Origin of the sequence: Halorubrum sp. CBA1229 (assembly GCF_003721435.2) — an archaeon.
GTDB lineage: Archaea > Halobacteriota > Halobacteria > Halobacteriales > Haloferacaceae > Halorubrum.
In genome coordinates, this window is record NZ_CP054585.1 from 703,991 (window position 1) to 719,207 (window position 15,217).

Consider the following 15,217-nt stretch of genomic DNA (forward strand, 5'->3'; position numbering starts at 1 on the left):
TGGACGCCTGTACCGCTTATAAGTTGTGCCCGTGGTGGTAACTGCCGGTCGACCGAGCGCGCCGACGCGGTCGCCCGCGGGCCGACACGCCACACCCTTTTAAATCGCCGAAGCCTCTTCACGGATCTCATGACCGATCCCGCCGAGTCGCCGGTCGATCCGGACCTCGAGGCCGACACCGACGCCGACCGCCACGAGTACGACCCCGACGCCGACCACGCCTTCCCCGACGGCCGCCTCAACGAGGTGCTCGACCGGATCGCGTCGGACGCCGAGATCACCGCGTACCTGGAGGCGCAGAACGTCAATCCCGTCGACCGGAAGGGGTACAACGACCACGGCGCGAAACACGTCGAGATCGTCCGGGACCGCGCGCTCCGGCTGTACGACCTGCTAAAGGCGGGCGGCGTCGAGTTCAACGGGGCCCGCCAGCAGGGGCTCGACGAGGCCGACGAGCCGGTGATCATCGCGCTCGCGGCGACCCTCCACGACATCGGCCACGTCGTCCACCGCCACGACCACCCGTACTACTCGATCCCGCTCGCCGCCGACCTGCTCGACGAGCTCCTCCCCTCCTTCTACGGCGTCCCCGAGCAGGTGCGCGTGAAGGCGGAGGTGCTCCACGCCATCCTCTGTCACCACACCGAGGAGCAGCCGCTGACGCTGGAGGCCGGCGTCGTCCGGATCGCCGACGGCCTCGACATGGAACGCGGGCGCTCGCGGGTCCCCTACGAGGAGGGCGGTCGCGGAATAAACACCGTCTCCTCGCAGGCGATCGAACGCGTCTCGCTGCGGGAGGGCGAGACGACCCCCGTGCAGGTCGTGATCCGGATGAACAACGCCGCGGGCGTCTACCAAGTGGACTCCCTGCTGAAGGCGAAGATGGAGGAGTCGCTGCTGGAAGACCGGATCCAGACGATCGCGATCAACACCCACAGCGACGAGGACGGGACGACGTCGATCGTCGACCGGATCGAGCTGTAGAGGGCCGGACGGCGGGGGCGCGAACGGGAGCAGCCGAGCGACCGACCCGCCGCCGTCAGGGCCCGCGGAGCGTCTCGCCCGCCCCGTCGAGGCGCGGGTCGCGATCGGACGCGGCCGTCACCGACACCGTCGTCGTCTCGATCAGGTCGGTCGGAGAGAGCCCGCCGGAGAGCTGGCTCCCGTCGGCGGTCCCGCCGCCGAGGATCGGGGCGAACCGGTACCCGTTCCGCCGGGTCCCCACCGCCTCCGTCCCCGGCTGGTTGACGACGAGCCGCCCGGGACGGAGCCGCTCGGCGGCCCGCCGCACGCGCCCGTGACGGGTCGTGTGGACCGCGGCCGCGTGCGGCCCGCCCAGTTCGGCGGCGAGCCGCAGACACGCGCCGAACCCCTCGCGGTCGTGAACCGCGACGGCCGGGATCCCGGGGAGCGTCGCCAGCGGGTCGTCCTCCCCGTCGAACTCGTCGGCGATCACGAACGCCGCCCGTCCCGCCGCCGGGGGGAGGTCGAGCTCGGCGGCGAACCACCGGGGCGAGTTGCCGACGATCCGGTCCGGGGGATCCCCCCCGGCGTCGAGCAGGTCGCGGAGCCGCCCGCGCTCGGCCGCGTCGAGGACGTAGCCCCCCTCGTCCTCCAGCCCGGCGACCAGCTCGTCGACGGCGGCCGTCGGGATCGCGACGGCGGCGTCGGCCGCGGGGTGCGCGCCGAAGTCGTACGTCGCGCCGACCGCGACGCGGGGCGCGACGGCCGACGGGTCGGCGTCCGCGTCGGCGACGGCGACGAGGCCGTCGGCGCTCGCGCACGCGTTGGGCGTCCCGCAGCGCTGGCCGGCGGCGACCGTCGCCTCGGAGCCGGCGGCGACGACGCGGTCGACGCGCTCGAACAGCGAGTCGGTCTGCGGCTTCGAGGCGGGCGCGGGGAGCGTCGCGACCGCGTCCGGCGGGGCGCCCGCGTCGTCGAGCGCCCGGCGGATCCGCTCGACGACGACGTCGCAGGTCTCGACCGCCGACGGCGACGGCGCGAGGACGATCGCGTTCCGGCCGGCGAGGGCGTACAGCGAGACGGCCGCGGGGACGACGACCGGGTGCGTCGCCGGCACCGCCGCCCCGACGACCCCGACCGGGTGCGCGACGGTCAGCGCGCCGGCGGAATCGTCTCGGTCGACCGCCCCGACGGTCGCCGCCTCCCGCGACGCCGCGAGCGAGCCGTCGAGCGCGGTCGCGACCTTCTCCGCCTTGCTCCCCGGATGTCCGCGTCCCGTCTCGGTCGCGCCCGCGAGCGCGAGCCGGGCGATCGCCTCGCGCCCGCGCAGCGCCGCTCCCACCGCGTCGACGATCCGGGCGGTCGCGTTCGCGTCCCGCTCGGCCAGCCGCGACCCGGCCGCGCGGGCGCGCTCGACCGTCGCCGCGATCTCGTCCCGCTCGTCCGTCCCCGTCGCCGTGCCCCGCTCCATACGACGCCGTGTCTCGCCCGGCTTCATATTCTCACCCGGTGACACAGTGTGCCGGCCCGCGACGGGAAGTGTGATCGAGGAAACAGTTATTCCGGTGGACCGCAACGACGGGGACGCATGGCGGGGGCGTCAGAACTCGTCGACGTCGTCGAACGCCGGCTCGACTTCCTCGAACGGCTCCTCGAGGACCCGCTTCGGAAACACGAACTGGTCGACGAGCTCGGCCACTCGCGCTCGACGGTCAACCGGGCGATCGACGAGCTGGAGGCCGCCGGGCTCGTCGCCGCCGCGACCGACGGCTACCGGGCCACGCTGACCGGCCGGCTGCTCGCCCGCGGGTACCGCCGGTTCCTCACCGTCGCGGACGACGTCGACGCCGCGAGCGAGGCGCTCGCCCCGCTCGGCCCCGACGCGTCGATCGAGGCGGTCGCGCTGCGGGACGCGGACGTGTTCCGCGCCGCCGCCCCGGACCCGTACAGGCCCTTAGAGCGGCTCGACGAGGCGCTGGCCGGCGCCGACGCGGTCGCCGCCGCGCTCCCGGCGCTCCCGTACCCGCGGCTGCTCGACCGCTGCCGCCGGGCGGCCGCCGGCGGGCGCGTCGACCTCGCGCTGTCCGACTCGACGTACCGGCACGCCAGGGACCGCTACGCCGACACCCTCGCCGGGCTCGCGCGTCGCGACGCCGCCGTCTCGGTCGTCGACGAGGTCGACGTCGGCGTGCTCGTGGCCGACGACGCCGCGCTCCTGCTGGTGTTCGACGGTGACGGGCGCGTCCACGGGGTGATCGAATCGACGGACTCCGCAGCGGTCGCGTGGGCCCGCGACCGGGTCGACCGGCTCGCCGCCGCCGGGCGCGACGTCGGCGAGGAGCTCGCGGCGATGGAGGCCGTTCGCGACGACTCCGCCGGCGAGGCCGGCGCCTTCGACGGTCGGTTCGGGTCGACCGACGACGGGGGGGACGCGCTCGGCGACCAGGGGTTCGCGACGCTCGACGACGACCTGCTTGACCGCGAGCCGGACCCGACCGCGCCGCTGCGCGCGACGCCGTCGTTCGCGGAGGTCGACGCCGGCTACGCGCTCGACAGGACGGCGCCCCGCGACGGGGAGCGGCGGTCGGTCGCCGACGAGCTGATCGAGGGGCTCGCAGCGGGCGAGGACCGCGCCCTCGTCGGCCCGCCCGGAAGCGGGAAGAGCACGGTCTGCCGGCTCGCGGCCGTGCGCTGGTACCGGTCCGGACGGGGGCCCGTGCTGTACCGCGACGGCGACGGCGGGGAGGCGTTCACCGCGACCGAGCGGCTCCGCGAGCGGGCGGCGGCGGCCGACGGCCACGCCCTCGTCGTCGCCGAAGACGCGGTCGATCCCGGCGCCGCCGAGGCGGTGAGCGCCGCCCGGACGCTGGCGGAGCGCGACGACGTCTCCTTCCTGTTCGACGCCCGCGCGGCGGCGTACGACGACCCCGACTCGCTCCCGCTGAGCCCGGCCGACCTCGGCTACCGGCGGCGGATCGAGACGATTCGGATGCCGCGCCTCGACGAGCGCGAGGCCGAGCGCTTCGCCGAGCACGTGGCCGACCTCGTCGGCGCGCCGCCGGCTGCCGACCCGGCCGCGCTGCTGGACGGGATCCGCGGGTCGGGTCCCGGTCCGTCGGTCCTCGACGGGGCAGAGGACACCGGGACCGGAACCGCGGCGGCGGAGGCGGACCGTCCCGGCGAACTGCTCTGTCTCCTCCACCACCTCGTCCGGGCCGGCGACCGGGCGACCGGAGACGATGCAGTCCGGAGCGCGGGTCGGAGCGATGACTCCGGGAGAGGGGCCGACCCGGAGAGCGGATCCGGGCCGTCCGGCGTCGCCGAGACGGGGTTCGAGGCGTCCGTGGAGGCGGCGATCCGCGACCTCGTCGACCGCCCGCCGCCGACCGCGGACGTCGCCGTGCTGGTGAACCTGCTCAACGTCGCCGGCGTCCGGGAGGTGCGCGAGCTCGCGTACGCGCTCGTCGGCGACGGAGAGGGGGGGCGAGACGCGTCGCCCGAGGCGGTGCGCCGGGCGCTCGGAGGGCTGGAGGGCGCGGTGTTGGTGCCCGCTCACGGGGAGCCGGACCGGACCGTCCACGAGGAGTGGTCCGTGCTGTTCCTCGAACGGCTCCTCGACCGGGAGCCCGAGCCGGTGGTCGCGCGGCGGGTCGGCCGCGTCGCGACGCGGCTGCTCTCGCTCGCCGACGACCCGGCGCGCCGCTCGCGGGTCCGGCGCGCGGTCGGCGGCGACGCCCCCGCGATGGGTCGGATCGAGCGTAACCCGGAGGAGTGGGCGAGCGAGACGACGCGACGCCTGTACGGGGTCGGCCGGCGGTACCCGCGGCTCGCCGGGCTGTACGGGCGGGTCCGCTACTCGTGGATCGACCTCCCGGACGCCTGCCCGGCGGAGCTCCGCGACCGCGCCCCCGAGTGGGTCGCTCGGATGTACGTCGACGCCGGCGACCTCGACGGGGCGGTCGAGGCGCTCGACGCGTGGCGCCCGGCGGACGAGGGCGGCGAGGCGGAGCGCCAGCGCGGGCTCGGCGACGTGGCCCGCCGCCGGGGCGAGCACGACGCGGCGCGCGAGCGGTACGAGCGGGCGACCGAGCTGTTCGAGTCCGCCGGCGACCGGCGGGGGCTCGCGGCCGCGATCCGGGGGTGCGCGCAGGCGGCCCACTTCGCCGGCGACTACGAGGCGGCCTACGAGGACGCCTCGCAGGCGTACGCCGTCGCCGCCGCGATCGACGACCCGATCGCGACCGCGAAGGCGCTCATGGACGTCGGCAACGCGCTCGACGCCCTTGACGCGACCGACGCGGTGGTGGACCACTACCGCGTCGCCGGCGACCTCTTCCGGGCGTACGACGACCTCCACGGCGAGGCGAACGTGCGGGCGAACCTCGCGGTCGCCCGCCGCCGGCGCGGCGAGCTGACGGCCGCGGAGCGGGCGGCCGAGCGCGCCCTCGACGGCTACCGGACCGTCGGGGACGAGCACCGCGAGGCGGTCGTCCTCCTGAACCTCGGCGCGATCGCGGAGCAGCGCGGGGAAGTGGACGAGGCGGTGGCCCGCGCCCGGGAGGCCCGCGACGTCGCCGAGCGCGTCGGCGCCGACCTCTACCGCGCGCTCGCCGTGAGCAACCTCGGGTCGGCGGCGCAGCTCGCCGGCGACCTCGACCGCGCGGAGCGGCTCCTCCGCGACGCGCTCGGCTCCTTCGAGGCGCTCGACGCCGACGACCGGTGCGCGATGGCCGCGGCGACGCTCGCCGACGTCGCCGTCGATCGCGGCGACCTCGAGGCCGCCGAGCGGTGGATCGACCGGGCCGAGGTGGCGCTCGGCGACCGAGCCAATCCGCGCCGTCGGGCGATACTGGACCGGGTCCGGGGCGCCGTCGCGCTCCGGCGCGGCGACCCGGAAGCTGCCGAGCGCGCCGTCGCGGACGCGATAGAGCGGGCCCGAGAGGGCGGGTTCACCGACGTCGAGGCCCGGGCGCTCGCCGACTTCGGGGCGGTCGCGGCCGAGCGCGGGGACGCGGCGGCGGCCGCCGACCGCCTGACCGAGGCGATCGACCTGGCCCGCGAGGTCGAGTGTGCGCGCGCGCTCGCCGAGGCGGCCGGCGGGATGGCGGACCTGCTGTCGGACCGCGACGCGCGCGCACTCGACCCGACCGCGCCCGACCCGGTCCCCGAGGGTTCGGCCGCCGACCCGACGGCGTACCGCGAGCTTGCCGACCGGTGGCGCGCCGACGGGGACGGGGCCGCCGTCGAGTTCGGAGAGGGGTAGCGCCGGCGGCTCCCGACGGGGAGCGCCTGACGATACGCTCCGGCCGAGGGCCGCGGCCGCGTTCGTAACGGCTTTGCGCGTGGCCGGGACAGTGCGGGTATGACCGACGCCGACGCGCTCGCGGACCTGCGGACCGGCGCCGACTACCAGTTCGGCGCCGGCGCGGGCCGCGCCCTCTTCCCCCCCGACGAGCCGCTGACCCTCCGGCGATCGAGCGGCGGCCGCCCGCGACAGGTGATCGTCGGCGACGTCGACGACACGCCCGGCAGCTCCGAGGGAGACCGCCTCGTCTCGTACGGCACCGACGGGCGGTTCACGCTCGGCGTCGCCGGCGGCCGGCGGGTGCGCGAGGCGTTCGACCCGCCGCGGCACCGGGTCGTCGTCGGCGAGGAGAGCGAGCCGTTCGTGCGCGAGGGGCGAAACGCCTTCGCGAAGTTCGTGACCGCGGCCGACGACGGGATTCGCCCCGGCGACGAGGTGCTCGTCGTCGATGAGACGGACGCGCTGTTCGCTGTCGGCCGCGCGGAGCTCTCCGGCGCGGAGGCCGAGGCGTTCGCGAGCGGCGTCGCCGTCAAGGTGCGGAACGGGGTCGGCGACGCGGAGTAGTCGACCGAAACGATCATTTCCCGCCCGCGAGACGGGCGCGTATGCACGTCGTCGTCAACGCCGCCCAGAGCGTCGACGGGAAGCTCGCGACGCGGCGCCGGGAGCAGCTCCGCATCTCGGGCCCGGAGGACTTCGACCGGGTCGACCGCGTCAGGGCCGCCGCGGACGCGGTGCTCGTGGGCGTCGGGACGGTGCTCGCCGACGACCCGCACCTCACGCTCGACGAGGAGGACCGCCGCGTCCAGCGCCTGCGGAACGGCCGCTCCGGGAATCCCGCCCGCGTCGTCGTCGACTCGGCGGGGCGGACGCCGACCGACGCCCGGATCCTCGACGACGCGGCGACGACGTATCTGCTCGTCTCGGAAGCGACGACCGCGGAGCGTCGCGAGGCGCTGACCGCGGCCGGCGCGGAAGTCGTCGCGGTCGAGCGCGGGCCCGACGGGAATCACGTCGACCTCGCCGCCGGGGTCACCGAGCTGTCCGACCGCGGCGTCGACCGCCTGATGGTCGAGGGGGGCGGCGAGGTGATCTACTCGTGTTTCGCCGCGGGGCTCGTCGACGAACTCCACGTCTACGTCGGCTCGATGGTGATCGGCGGGCGCGAGGCGCCGACGCTCGCCGACGGCGAGGGGTTCACGGAGGCGTTCCCGCGGCTCGATCTGGTCGACACCGAGCGGCTCGACGACGGGGTCGTGCTCTCGTACGAGGTCCGCGACGGCGACGCGTCGTGAGATCCGCGACGGCGACGCGTGAGAGGCCCTCGGCGACCCCGTCCGACTCCCCTGCCGGACGTTTCATAAATGACGAGGGGTGTGTGATCGTTCGCCACGGATCGGCGGGTATACGGCCCGTGCTACCGGGTTACACCCGATTCACCGAAGTCTTTATATGTCGGCTAGTGGTATGTTCTGGTACCAGAACGCCTCCGGCGCTGGTGGGATCGCACGCTGAAATGAACGGGAGCTCTTGTGAACGGCCCGACGCACGACGGCGAGCGACTGCCACCCCCGGAGCGGTGATGGAGAGATAAAAAATGGTAACGAAAGACGAAGTCATCGAGCAGTACGAGATCGAACCGATGGACGAGGCGGACAACGTGGACCTTTCCGAGGACGACCTCGAGAACGGGTCGAAGGGACAGCTCATCAAGCGCGCCGGTCAGCTGCGAGACCGACGCAACGAGCTGAACCAGATGGCCTCCGAGCGCGCCTCCAAGCGCGACGACCTCAACGCGAAGACGCGGGAGAAGGTCGACGAGGCCCAGGAACACCGCGAGAAGCGCGACGAGCTCAACGAGCAGGTCCAGGAGCACAAGGACAAGCGCAACGAGCTCAACGCCGAGGCCAACGAGCTGTTCGACGAGGTCGAGGAGCTCAAACAGGACATGGAGCTCGGCTCCGGCAAGTCCATCGAGGAGCTCAAAGAGGAGATCGAAGACCTCGAGTTCCGACAGCAGACCGAGGTTCTCGACGCGGAGGACGAGCGCGAGCTCATCGAGAAGATCGACGAGAAGCGAGAGAAGCTCGCCGAGAAGAAGGAGAAGGTCGACGACACCAGCGAGCTCGACGAGCTGGTCGAGGAGGCCGAGGAGGTCCGGTCCGAGGCGTCCCAGCACCACCAGAAGGTGACTGAGCTCGCCGACAAGGCCCAGGAGCACCACAACCAGATGATCGAGGCCTACCGCGAGGCCGACGACATCCGCGACGAGGCCGACGAGATGCACGAGCTGTTCGTGGAGGCCCAGGAGGCTGCCGACCAGCACCACGAAGACTTCGTGCGCGTCCAGAAGCGCCTGCGCGAGCTCGACAAGGAGGAGGAGCGCGAGCGCAAGGACGAGCGCGCGGAGAAGCGCGAGGAGGAGAAGGAGGAGGCCGAGGAGATCTACCAGAAGTTCAAGGAGGGCGAGACGCTCGACACCGAGGACCTGATGAAGCTCCAGAAGACCGGCCTGCTGTAGTTCGGTCGAACCGACGTTTCTGCGGATCTTTCGCGACGCGCCGAGCCTCGGCTCGGCACGAGGCCGACGGTCAGAGACGCCAGTCGCGTATCGCGAGCGGGTCGCATCGACTCCCGTTCGAGAGACCCGCTCCGAGAGCGCTCAGTCGTTGCGGGCCGGTTCCTCCTCGGAGACGAAGCGGTCGTACGCCGACGTGAACTCCGCGTCGGCTTCGGTCGCCTCCTCCCACGCGGTGAGTCCGCGTTCCGCGGCCGTCCCCGCGATCGAGTTGTCGAGGAGGAACGCGACGAGCCCCCCCACCGCCATGCCCGTCGACCCGATGACGTAGATGGTGTTCGCGACGACGTCGGCACCGAGGAGGGGACCGAGCAGGAAGCTGTCGGCCAGTCCCTGTTGCAGGGCGTTCGCGCTCCCGACGCTCCGCAGGTACTCCGGGACGGCCAGCCCGGAGAAGAGCGCGATCCCGATGATGAAGATGTTACGCGACGAGTCGAGGTCCACGTACTTGAGGTTCGAGAGGCCGACGCCGACGATCTGGGCGAACATGGCGACGTAGAGGCCGCCGATGATCGGGCTCGGAATAGTGGCGACGAGCTGTCCGAAGTAGCCGACGAACCCGACGAGGATCATGAGCGCGGCGCCGATCTGGACGACGTACCGCGAGGCCACGCCGGTGAGGCCGATGGCGCCGACGTTCTCGGAGTACGAGGTCGACCCGCCGGTGCCCATCACCCCGGAGAAGACGTTCATGAGTCCCTCCATGCCGATGCCGTGGGTCATCCGTTCGCTGCTGGGAGCGCCCATGCCAGAGAGGCGGGCGACCGCGTGGTAATCGCCGATGGATTCGACGATGGAGGCGGCGACGCCGGCGAGCATACCGACGACGAACGCGGCCGTCACGTTCGGAACGCCCCACTGGAGCGGGTAGATGAAGTGGACCGGGTCGGCCGCGGCGACGCTCGCCAGATCGACGTATCCGGGCGTGTCCGGTCCGAAGACGCCGAGGACCGACAGAGCCGCGGCGAATATCCACGCGACGACGATCCCGAGGAGGACCGGAAACAGCTGGAAGATCTGCGATTTCCCCCCGAGGTACTGCGAGAACAGGACGATCATGAACAGCGTCAGACCGAGGAGCCACCAGTTCTGCGTCGTCGTGGTGATCTCGGGCGCGTTGAACAGCGACAGGCCGATGAGCACGATGACCGGCACGATGACGACCGGCGAGAGGTGCCTTCGCAGCCGGCCGACGAGGCCGAGGTAGCCGATCGCGACCTCGGCGAGCGCGGCGACGATGATCGCGCCTTGGAGTTGGAGCAGCGCCGCCCGCCAGGCGACGATGCCCTCCGGCGGGTTCGCCGTCACGACGCCGATGACCGCGAGCGCGGGCGCGAGCATCGAGAACGGCGCTCCCTGCACGATCGGATAGCGGTTCCCGAACGTCGTCTGCGCGAGCGTCGCGATCCCCGACACGACGAAGAACGTGCCGACGAAACGCGGAATGACCGCGTCGGGCATCCCCATCGCGCCGGCGAGAAGAAGCGGCACGGCGATGTTCGCGCCCACCATCGTGAGATAATGTTGAGCGCCGAGGAGAAGCGACTTCCCGAGCGGGGGTTTGTCGTCGATGCCGTACTGAACGAACGCGTCCTCGTCCTCGTTCCCTGCCATCCCTGTGGCGTCAATCAGCGTAAGGCCACAAAAACGCAGCCTTTGGAGGGCGTCGGACGGCGGAGTTCGGGCGCCCCGTTCCGGGCCGGAGTCGGATCGGGGGAGCGAGCGGTGAGCCGCCTGCGAGTCGAAGCGTTGCGACGGAGTGACGGGCGACGGGGTCCCGGCGGCGTGTGCGGTCCATCTGCCGTCGGCGACGGCCGACAGCATATATAAACGGCCGCGCCCCCAACCGGCGGTATGGAGAGCGACGCGCGTACGGACGGACGGACCCTCCTCGCGGCCGCCGTGGTCGGCGCGACGGCGACGGTGGCGGGCAAGCGACTCCTCGGCCGACTCACCCGCGGTCGGTTCGGCGAGACCGAGGAGTACAACGTCGGGAAGGTGACGGTCTCGGGACCGATCACCCGCGACACCGGCCGCCCGTCCCCGCTGTCGGGACCGGGCGGCACGACGGCCGACGACGTGGTCGAGCAGATCGAGGCGGCCGACGAGGACGAGGACGTCGAGGCGCTCGTCGTCGAGCTCAACACGCCCGGCGGCGAGGTGCTCCCGAGCGACGACATCCGGCGCGCGGCGGCCGACTTCGACGGCCCCACGGTCGCGTACGCGACCGACACCTGCGCGTCCGGCGGCTACTGGATCGCGAGCGGCTGCGACGAGCTGTGGGCGCGCGACGCGAGCCTCGTCGGCTCGATCGGCGTCGTCGGCTCCCGGCCGAACGCGGCCGGGCTCGCGGACAAGCTCGGGATCTCCTACGAGCAGTTCACCGCCGGCGAGTACAAGGACGCCGGCGTGCCGCTGCGCGAGATCGAGGAGGACGAGCGGGAGTACCTCCAGGGGATCATCGACGGCTACTACGACCAGTTCGTCGAGACCGTCAGCGAGGGGCGCGACATGGATCCGGAGGCGATCCGAGAGACGGAGGCGAGGGTCTACCTCGGCACCGACGCGGCCGAGATCGGGCTCGTCGACGAGCTCGGCACCGAGGACGACGTCGAGGACCGGCTCGAACGGCTGATCGGCGCGGAGCCGGAGGTCCGCGAGTTCACGCCCGATCGGGGGATCGCGGAGCGGCTCGGCCTCGGCGCGGAGCGCGTCGCGTTCGCCGCCGGCAGCGGCGTCGCGAGCGCCTTCACGAGCGAGGGCGGCGAGGTCGACGTCGAGCTGCGGTAGGCGAGGGGCGACATCGGCGACCGGCCGGGGATCGGCCCCGGTGAACCCCTCGCCGACGGGGAGCTTTTTATTCGGGCGGAGCGAGAGTCGAGGCGTGACGACGCTGGTCATCTGCATCGACCGCTCCGGGGCGATCGGGCGGGCCACGAACGTCCCGATGCCGGTCGCCGGCTGGGAGGCGGTCCGCTCGCTCGTCACCGACGCCGGGCTCAGCGACCCGGAAGACGCCAGCGTCAACTGTCTGCTCGAGTCGCTGCGGGTCGCCCGCGACCTCCGCGACGAGCGCGAGGAGGCGGTCGTCGCCGTCGTCTCGGCCGAGAGCGACACCGCCGTCGGCGCCGACCGGTCGATCGCGGCCCAGCTCGACGACCTCGTGGACCGGTACGACCCCCGCGCCGCGATCGTCGTCGTCGACTCCGCCGAGGACGAGCAGGTGCTCCCGATCGTGGAGTCGCGGATCCCGGTCGACTCCGTCGACCGCGTCGTCGTCCGGCAGGCCCGCGACATCGAGTCGACCTACTACCTTCTCAAGCAGTTCCTCGCCGACGAGCAGCTCCGGTCGACGATCCTGGTCCCGTTCGGGGTCGCCCTGCTGCTGCTGCCGGCGCTGTTCTACTGGTTCTCCGCCGCCGAGGCGGTCGCCGGCGTCGCCGGGCTGCTCGGCGCGGCGCTCCTTTATAAAGGACTCGCGATCGACCGGTTCGTCGCCGGGATGCCCGAGCGGATCCGGGAGGCGCTGTACGCCGGCCAGGTGTCGATCGTCACGTACGTCGTCGCCGCCGGGCTCGCACTCGTCGGCGGGTTCTTCGGCGTGCTGGCGGCCTCGGATCTCGGGAGCGCGCCCCGCCTCGTGGAGGCGATGGAGTTCACCTACACCGCCGTCCCGTGGTTCGCGGTCGCGGGCGTGACCGCGGCCGTGGGCCGGCTCCTCGACGAGCTGATCCGCGACGAGGGGATCCGGACCCCCTACCTCAACCTCCCGTTCGTCATCGTCGCCGTCTCGCTCGTCGTCCGCGGGTTCGCGGGCTACTTCCTCGCGCAGGAGGCGGTGATCGAGCCGTTCGACCCGATCGGCGTCGGGGTAACCCCCGTCCAGCGGCTCGCGGGGTTCATCGTCGCGGGGATCGTCGTCTCCCTCGTCGGCGTCAAGCTCGCGAGCGACGTGGGGACGGAGACGCTGGAGGACGTCATCGACGCGGACCGGGAGACGGACGGGGAGTGAGCGCAAGGAGCGACGCGGTCTCCCCGCGTCGACCGCGCTCTCCCCGTGGTCTCCTCACGTCGACCACGCCCTGGTCCCGTGGTCTCCTCACGTCGACCACGCCCCTTTTGTCGGTCGCGCCCGCGTGAGCGCTCATGGACGTGTACGGACTGATCGGGAACCCCGTCGAGCACTCGCTGTCGCCGCCGCTCCACGAGGCCGGCTACGAGGCGCTCGAGATCGACGCGCGCTACGTCACCTTCGAGCCGGACGCCGACGCGGCGGCCGCGGCGGTCGCGGGCGCCGCCGACCTCGGCGTGGCCGGGCTCAACGTCACGGTGCCGTTCAAGCGCGACGTCCTCGACGCGGTCGACGCCGCCCCCCTCGCGGAGCGCATCGGCGCGGTCAACACGGTCGACTTCGGCCCGGTGCGCGCCGGCGAGGCCGACCGCCCCCGCGGCTACAACACCGACGCGGCCGGCGTGAAACGCGCCTTCGCGCGCCACGACGTGGAACTGGACGGCCGGGAGGCGGTCGTCGTTGGCGCCGGCGGCGCGGGGCGGGCCGCGGCGTTCGCGCTGGCCGACGCCGGCGCGAACGTCCACGTGGCGAACCGCACCGCCGAGCGCGCCGTCTCGCTGGCCGAGGCGGTCCGGGGGGCGACCGGCGGCGGCCTCGACGACCTCGGCGACCGCATCGCGGGCGCAGATGTGCTGGTCAACGCGACCAGCGTCGGCATGGAGGCGCCCGACGAGACGCCGGTGCCCGCGGACCACCTCCACGGCGACCTCGCGGTGCTCGACGCGGTGTACGCGCCGATCGAGACGCGCCTCCTGCGGGAGGCGGCCGACGCGGGCGCGACGACGGTCGACGGCGCGTGGATGCTGCTGTTCCAGGGCGTCGAGGCGTTCGAGATCTGGACCGGGCGAGAGGCGCCCGTCGACGCGATGAACGCGGCACTGCGGGCGGAGTTGGAGTAAGAGCGGACGACCGGTGCGGTTCGGCCTTTTTAAATAAGCCCGGGCGTCGCCAGCAGCCCGGCGGTGACGACGAGCGCCACGGAGAGGCCGGCGGCGGCGTAAAGGAACGGCTTCGCGTCGCGGGCGGGCTCGCGGAGCTTCCCGGCGTCGAGCCCGTCGGTCAGCTTCCCGCTCGCGACCTCGACGAGCCCGGTGATCAGGAACCAGAGCGCGATCATCGTCAGGACGAGGTGGCCGCGGCCGGTCCCGGTGAGCGACTCGAACGTGTACAGCGTCCCGGCCATGTGGCCGCCGGAGGCGAGGAAGGCGAGGGCGGCGATCCGCGTGATCCACCGGAGCCGGCCGACGATCGCGCCGAGGGCGTCGCCGTCGACGTCGCCGCGGAGCGCCGACGGGAGCACGGCGAGGGTGACGAATAACACGCTGCCGGTCCAGAGGACCGCGAAGCCGACATGGACCGACCACATGACCGGGTTGATGACGTCCATATCCGTCGAAGGGACTGACGCACCTTATACATCGGCGAGACGGAGCCGTCCGGGGATCGGGACGAGAGGAGCGGCGAGGTCGGCCCGCGGCGACCGCGGATACCGAGTCAGCGGCGACGACAGGGAAAGCGAGAGCGGCCGACGGCGAGGGCTTTTAAATATCCCACGGGCGTATACCACGTCGATGGCCCTACTGCAGAAGATCAAGGAGAAACTCGGGTTCGGGACCGGTTCCGCCGAACGCGACGAAACGGACACGGAAGTGACCGTCGAGAGCGATCCGGCGGCCGACGCGGACGCCGGGACCGACGACCGCGAGGAGGCGGAGCCCGCCGCCGCCGGGACCGAGGCGGCGGCCTCGACCGAGTCGCTGGTCGACGAGGAGGGCGCCGACGAGGACCCGGCCGAGGCGGCCGAGCCGGCGGAGGCCGCGGGGATGGCCCACGAGGAGATGGCGGACGACGACATCGAGACGGGCGCGGGCGAGAAATCCGCCACCGACGAGGAGTCTCCCGAGGACGAGGAATCCGCCACCGATGAGGAATCCGCCGAGGACGACCCGGCCGCCGCCGAGACCGAGGCGGCGGCCTCGACCGAGTCACTGGTCGATGACGACGAGGGTGCCGAGGAGCCGTCCGAGGCGGCGGAGCCGGCGGAGGCCGCGGGGATCGCCGACGAGGAGGTCGAGACCGACAGCGAGACGGGCACGGACGTCGAGGAGCTCAAGGGGATCGGCCCGGCCTACGCCGAGCGGCTCGCCGAGATCGGCATCGGCAGCGTCGAGGACCTCGCGGCCGCCGACCCCGAGGCGGTCGCTGAGGGCGCCAGCGTCGGCGAGAAGCGCGCCGCGACGTGGATCGACCGAGCGAAGGAGTTCTGACACCGCCGACCGCGACCGTTTCTGGCACCGCC

Annotated in this window: 12 protein-coding genes; 9 read left to right on the forward strand and 3 right to left on the reverse strand. The window is 73.0% G+C overall.

Going from position 1 to position 15,217, the window contains the following annotated elements; all coding sequences use genetic code 11:
* Window positions 1-129 precede the first annotated feature (129 nt).
* Window positions 130-984 carry an HD domain-containing protein gene (locus Hrr1229_RS03525; RefSeq protein WP_123114168.1) on the forward strand — a complete coding sequence of 285 codons (855 nt, stop codon included), beginning with the start codon at window positions 130-132 and terminating at the stop codon, window positions 982-984.
* A 55-nt stretch (window positions 985-1,039) separates the two neighbouring features.
* Here the strand turns inward: Hrr1229_RS03525 and Hrr1229_RS03530 are convergent, their stop codons facing one another.
* Window positions 1,040-2,434 (reverse strand): aldehyde dehydrogenase family protein, encoded by a 1,395-nt coding sequence (locus Hrr1229_RS03530; protein ID WP_123114167.1) that lies wholly within the window; start codon window positions 2,432-2,434, stop codon window positions 1,040-1,042.
* 117 nt (window positions 2,435-2,551) lie between these two features.
* Here Hrr1229_RS03530 and Hrr1229_RS03535 point away from each other — a divergent pair, with 117 nt between their 5' ends.
* From Hrr1229_RS03535 to Hrr1229_RS03550, 4 genes are all read left to right on the forward strand, one after another.
* Window positions 2,552-6,226, forward strand: a complete 3,675-nt coding sequence (locus Hrr1229_RS03535; protein ID WP_123114166.1) for a tetratricopeptide repeat protein — start codon at window positions 2,552-2,554, stop codon at window positions 6,224-6,226.
* A 99-nt stretch (window positions 6,227-6,325) separates the two neighbouring features.
* On the forward strand, window positions 6,326-6,832 hold the full coding sequence (locus tag Hrr1229_RS03540; RefSeq protein WP_123114165.1) for a PUA domain-containing protein: 507 nt from the start codon (window positions 6,326-6,328) through the stop codon (window positions 6,830-6,832).
* 41 nt (window positions 6,833-6,873) lie between these two features.
* Complete coding sequence (locus Hrr1229_RS03545; protein WP_123114164.1) at window positions 6,874-7,563, forward strand: 2,5-diamino-6-(ribosylamino)-4(3H)-pyrimidinone 5'-phosphate reductase; 690 nt, start codon at window positions 6,874-6,876, stop codon at window positions 7,561-7,563.
* A gap of 302 nt (window positions 7,564-7,865) precedes the next feature.
* Window positions 7,866-8,789: a coiled-coil protein gene (locus tag Hrr1229_RS03550; RefSeq protein ID WP_123114163.1), complete on the forward strand. Its 924-nt coding sequence runs from the start codon at window positions 7,866-7,868 to the stop codon at window positions 8,787-8,789.
* Window positions 8,790-8,930: 141 nt separating this feature from the next.
* On the opposite strand, the gene Hrr1229_RS03555 is transcribed toward Hrr1229_RS03550, so the two are convergent.
* Entirely contained in the window at window positions 8,931-10,460 is a 1,530-nt protein-coding gene (locus tag Hrr1229_RS03555) for a solute carrier family 23 protein (RefSeq protein ID WP_123114162.1), read from the reverse strand.
* 240 nt (window positions 10,461-10,700) lie between these two features.
* On the opposite strand from Hrr1229_RS03555, the gene sppA reads away from it, so the two are divergent.
* The 3 genes from sppA to Hrr1229_RS03570 all read left to right on the forward strand — a co-directional run bounded on the left by sppA (window position 10,701) and on the right by Hrr1229_RS03570 (window position 13,817).
* Complete coding sequence (gene sppA / locus Hrr1229_RS03560) at window positions 10,701-11,636, forward strand: signal peptide peptidase SppA (protein WP_123114161.1); 936 nt, start codon at window positions 10,701-10,703, stop codon at window positions 11,634-11,636.
* 94 nt (window positions 11,637-11,730) lie between these two features.
* Complete coding sequence (locus tag Hrr1229_RS03565) at window positions 11,731-12,858, forward strand: DUF373 family protein (RefSeq protein WP_123114160.1); 1,128 nt, start codon at window positions 11,731-11,733, stop codon at window positions 12,856-12,858.
* 134 nt (window positions 12,859-12,992) lie between these two features.
* Window positions 12,993-13,817 carry a shikimate dehydrogenase gene (locus Hrr1229_RS03570; RefSeq protein WP_123114159.1) on the forward strand — a complete coding sequence of 275 codons (825 nt, stop codon included), beginning with the start codon at window positions 12,993-12,995 and terminating at the stop codon, window positions 13,815-13,817.
* A gap of 29 nt (window positions 13,818-13,846) precedes the next feature.
* Here Hrr1229_RS03570 and Hrr1229_RS03575 read toward each other — a convergent pair whose 3' ends face one another.
* Window positions 13,847-14,305: a transporter gene (locus Hrr1229_RS03575; protein ID WP_123114158.1), complete on the reverse strand. Its 459-nt coding sequence runs from the start codon at window positions 14,303-14,305 to the stop codon at window positions 13,847-13,849.
* A 184-nt stretch (window positions 14,306-14,489) separates the two neighbouring features.
* On the opposite strand from Hrr1229_RS03575, the gene Hrr1229_RS03580 reads away from it, so the two are divergent.
* On the forward strand, window positions 14,490-15,185 hold the full coding sequence (locus Hrr1229_RS03580; RefSeq protein WP_123114157.1) for a helix-hairpin-helix domain-containing protein: 696 nt from the start codon (window positions 14,490-14,492) through the stop codon (window positions 15,183-15,185).
* Window positions 15,186-15,217: the final 32 nt, after the last annotated feature.

Coding starts and splice junctions, on each gene's coding strand:
- Hrr1229_RS03570 (WP_123114159.1), top strand. CDS start 12,993: ATGGACGTGTACGGACTGATCGGGAACCCCGTCGAGCACTCGCTGTCG.
- Hrr1229_RS03580 (WP_123114157.1), top strand. CDS start 14,490: ATGGCCCTACTGCAGAAGATCAAGGAGAAACTCGGGTTCGGGACCGGT.
- Hrr1229_RS03555 (WP_123114162.1), bottom strand. CDS start 10,460: ATGGCAGGGAACGAGGACGAGGACGCGTTCGTTCAGTACGGCATCGAC.
- Hrr1229_RS03540 (WP_123114165.1), top strand. CDS start 6,326: ATGACCGACGCCGACGCGCTCGCGGACCTGCGGACCGGCGCCGACTAC.
- Hrr1229_RS03575 (WP_123114158.1), bottom strand. CDS start 14,305: ATGGACGTCATCAACCCGGTCATGTGGTCGGTCCATGTCGGCTTCGCG.
- Hrr1229_RS03535 (WP_123114166.1), top strand. CDS start 2,552: ATGGCGGGGGCGTCAGAACTCGTCGACGTCGTCGAACGCCGGCTCGAC.
- Hrr1229_RS03525 (WP_123114168.1), top strand. CDS start 130: ATGACCGATCCCGCCGAGTCGCCGGTCGATCCGGACCTCGAGGCCGAC.
- Hrr1229_RS03545 (WP_123114164.1), top strand. CDS start 6,874: ATGCACGTCGTCGTCAACGCCGCCCAGAGCGTCGACGGGAAGCTCGCG.
- Hrr1229_RS03530 (WP_123114167.1), bottom strand. CDS start 2,434: ATGGAGCGGGGCACGGCGACGGGGACGGACGAGCGGGACGAGATCGCG.
- Hrr1229_RS03550 (WP_123114163.1), top strand. CDS start 7,866: ATGGTAACGAAAGACGAAGTCATCGAGCAGTACGAGATCGAACCGATG.
- sppA (WP_123114161.1), top strand. CDS start 10,701: ATGGAGAGCGACGCGCGTACGGACGGACGGACCCTCCTCGCGGCCGCC.